The 2,642-nt window shown below is 70.8% G+C and carries 3 protein-coding genes and 1 pseudogene; 3 read left to right on the plus strand and 1 reads right to left on the minus strand.

Going from position 1 to position 2,642, the window contains the following annotated elements; translation table 11 throughout:
• Positions 1-1,032: 1,032 nt before the first annotated feature.
• Positions 1,033-1,257 carry a hypothetical protein gene (locus ACFXA3_RS40580; RefSeq protein ID WP_385196169.1) on the minus strand — a complete coding sequence of 75 codons (225 nt, stop codon included), beginning with the start codon at positions 1,255-1,257 and terminating at the stop codon, positions 1,033-1,035.
• Here ACFXA3_RS40580 and ACFXA3_RS40585 point away from each other — a divergent pair.
• From ACFXA3_RS40585 to ACFXA3_RS40595, 3 genes and pseudogenes are all read left to right on the plus strand, one after another.
• Positions 1,150-1,587: pseudogene (locus ACFXA3_RS40585) on the plus strand (site-specific integrase); the annotation flags it as partial. The gene ACFXA3_RS40580 and the pseudogene ACFXA3_RS40585 sit on opposite strands and share 108 nt — an antisense overlap.
• Positions 1,588-1,822: 235 nt before the next feature.
• Positions 1,823-2,068, plus strand: a complete 246-nt coding sequence (locus tag ACFXA3_RS40590) for a hypothetical protein (RefSeq protein ID WP_385196171.1) — start codon at positions 1,823-1,825, stop codon at positions 2,066-2,068.
• Positions 2,069-2,287: 219 nt separating this feature from the next.
• On the plus strand, positions 2,288-2,587 hold the full coding sequence (locus ACFXA3_RS40595) for a hypothetical protein (protein WP_385196166.1): 300 nt from the start codon (positions 2,288-2,290) through the stop codon (positions 2,585-2,587).
• Positions 2,588-2,642 lie beyond the last annotated feature (55 nt).

Raw genomic sequence — 2,642 nt, forward strand, 5'->3', positions numbered from 1 at the left:
CCGCCGAGCAGCACCATTGCGTCCGAGAACGACAGCAGCCTGCGCATGCTCACCCTGCCCCCATGAAGACCCGTCCGTCGCTGACACGCCCGCGCTGATCTCCCCACCTATGTGCAGGGGCGCCACCACGTGGACCCTGCCCGGACACTCTCGCATGGGGCAGGCCGGGGGACCTGCGGTTCGGGACAAGACGCCCACCCCGGGGCTCGCGTTCGCGCCGGTCAGCACGCTGGGGAGACGCTGGCTCCGTGGGGTGGAATTTGCGCTGGCCCTGGAGCCCGGTTGACGAGCCGCTCTCCGACTCACCCCCTCGCTGTCCTCCAAGGGCCCCATCTACGACGCGGCCAGGTGATCACCATGCACGAGGACCAGGCCGGTTGCGGACCTCATGGGACGAGCCGCATTTCCTGGCGCCGTGGTGCAGAGAAGCCACGTCCCTGCATGCCGATACGAGGTTGGGGCCTCGCCCCTTTCTCTTGGGGTGGATCAGCTGTGGTGTGACGTGATGTGAGGTGGGTTCGTTGATCTTCTGGGACTCGTTCTCGGGGGGTGTGGCTCTGCAGCGGGTTGCTGCACGACTCGAAGCAGGAGTTGCGGATGCGGGCGTTTCCCGTGGTGATGCCGTCCGGGCAGAGGTACTGGACGGTCCTTGATGACGACCTGGAGGTCGTCGCCGTAGCCGATCACTGGCTGCGGAACCTCCGGTTCGGCCGGGACCGGGCCGAGCCGACGACGAAGTTGTACGCCGGCGTCGCCCTGTACCTGAGGTGGTGCATGGCGACGGGCCGAGAGTGGCCTGAGGCAGGCCGGGATCTGGGCCCGTTCATGGTCTGGCTGAGGTACACCCCGGCCGCCGTTCACGGGGTGGTGCCGGTGGTGCAGCCCGGCCCGGGGGCGGCGCCGGTGCGGGGCGAGCGGCGGATCAACCGGGTGCTGGTCGCGGAGCGGGGGCTGCTGTCGTACGCGGTCAATGCTGGTGAGGCACCGCGTGGGGTGCGGGGGCAGATCTACGAACTCGCCGACAGCCGGGATCTACCGACGGAAGCCACCGGCGAGGACGGGGGCCTGTTCTGCCAGATGCGACCCGTTCACCGCCTGCGGGAGCCGGTCGCCGAGGTGGACCGGGCGGCCGACGCCGAGCTGGTGGCGATGTTCGTCGCGTGCCGCAGCGCGCGGGACCGCTTGGTCGTGCTGCTGCTCGGGCGAGTGGGCCTGCGGCGCGGGCAGGCCGCCGGACTTCGCCGCAGCGACGTGCACCTGCTGCCGGACTCGCGGGGGCTGGGCTGCGAGTACCCGGGGGCGCACGTGCATGTGCGGCGGCGGGAGAACTCCAACGGTGCCTGGTCGAAGTCCCGGCATTCGTGGGTGGCGCCGCTGGACTTCCTGACGGTGTCCGCGTTCGACCTGTACTACGAGGAGCGGCACCGGCTGCAGGGGGATGGTGGCAGCGACTTTCTGCTGGTGAACCTGTTCCGGGCGCCGCTGGGCGCGCCGATGTCGCCGGAGGCGATCGGGGAGCTCTTCGATCGGCTCGGGAAGCGGGCGGCGCTGGGCCGGCGGGTGGGTCCGCACATGGCCCGGCGGGCGTTCGGGTCGAACGTCGCGGACGCGGGCGGTACGCCGGACGAGGTGCAGGCCCTGCTGGGGAGAGGTCGCCACCCCGTACGGGGTCTGCCGCGAACCGTCCAACGTCGCCGCCGGCGGACACGCCTGCCCGCTGCGGTTCCGCTGCCTGGGCTGCGAGCACTTCTCCACCGACGTCTCCTACCTCGCCGACCTCCAAGCCCACCTCGCCGACCTGCTGCGCAGCCGGGAGAAGCTGATGTCCGCCTTCGAAGCCGACGAGTGGGCCCGCACCCAGGCCATGCCCAGCAACGAGGAGATCAGCCGGGTGCACCGGCTCATCGACCGCGTCACCACCGACCTCGACCAGCTCACCGCCGAGGACCGCGCACAGATCGAACAGGCCGTCGCCCTCGTCCGACGCTCTCGCACCGTCCACCTCGGCATGCCCCGCGTCGGCCAACCTCTGCCTGACGTCCGACCCCCAAGGACCTGCCAACCGTGACCACCGCCATGAACAACGGCCGTCAGGCCGACACCGAACGCCGCCGGACCCGGGTGGAGGCCGGCCATCACGGCCGCCCGGCGTGAGGGGACACCGCTGAATGCATCGTCCATCGCCCGCGCCGCTCGCGTCGACCGTGCCTTCCTCTACCGCCACCGCGATCTTCTCGACGCCCTCCACGCCTCCGCCCACACGCCGGCCGCACAGGCCTCGGGTGGTTTGGCTGTCACCCGGGCGTCACTGCAGGCGGATCTGGCCAGCGCGGCAGCTCGAAGCGCTCGCCTGGCCGCTCGCGTCCGGCAGCTCGAAGAGCGGCTGTCGAAAGTACCCGGCGAAGAAATCTGGCGGACTTCCGGTCTCGGACCGCCTTGCGATGTCGCCGAGCTCAACAACCGCATCACCCGGCTCGAACAGCGCAACGTCGAGCTGACCGGGGCGCTGGAAGAGCGGGAGGCAGAACTCGACGCCGCGCGGGCCGCAAACCGGGACCTGACCCGCGCGCTGAATCAGCGCGGATAGCCCGCCCGCCTCCAATACATGCGAACCCGGGCACGGTCCGCAGCATCCTGTCGGC

It is taken from the genome of Streptomyces sp. NPDC059456, assembly GCF_042750055.1.
Lineage (GTDB): Bacteria > Actinomycetota > Actinomycetes > Streptomycetales > Streptomycetaceae > Streptomyces.

Excerpts from the sequence above, each read along its gene's own strand:
- ACFXA3_RS40590 (WP_385196171.1), top strand. The coding sequence starts at position 1,823 with ATGTCCGCCTTCGAAGCCGACGAGTGGGCCCGCACCCAGGCCATGCCC.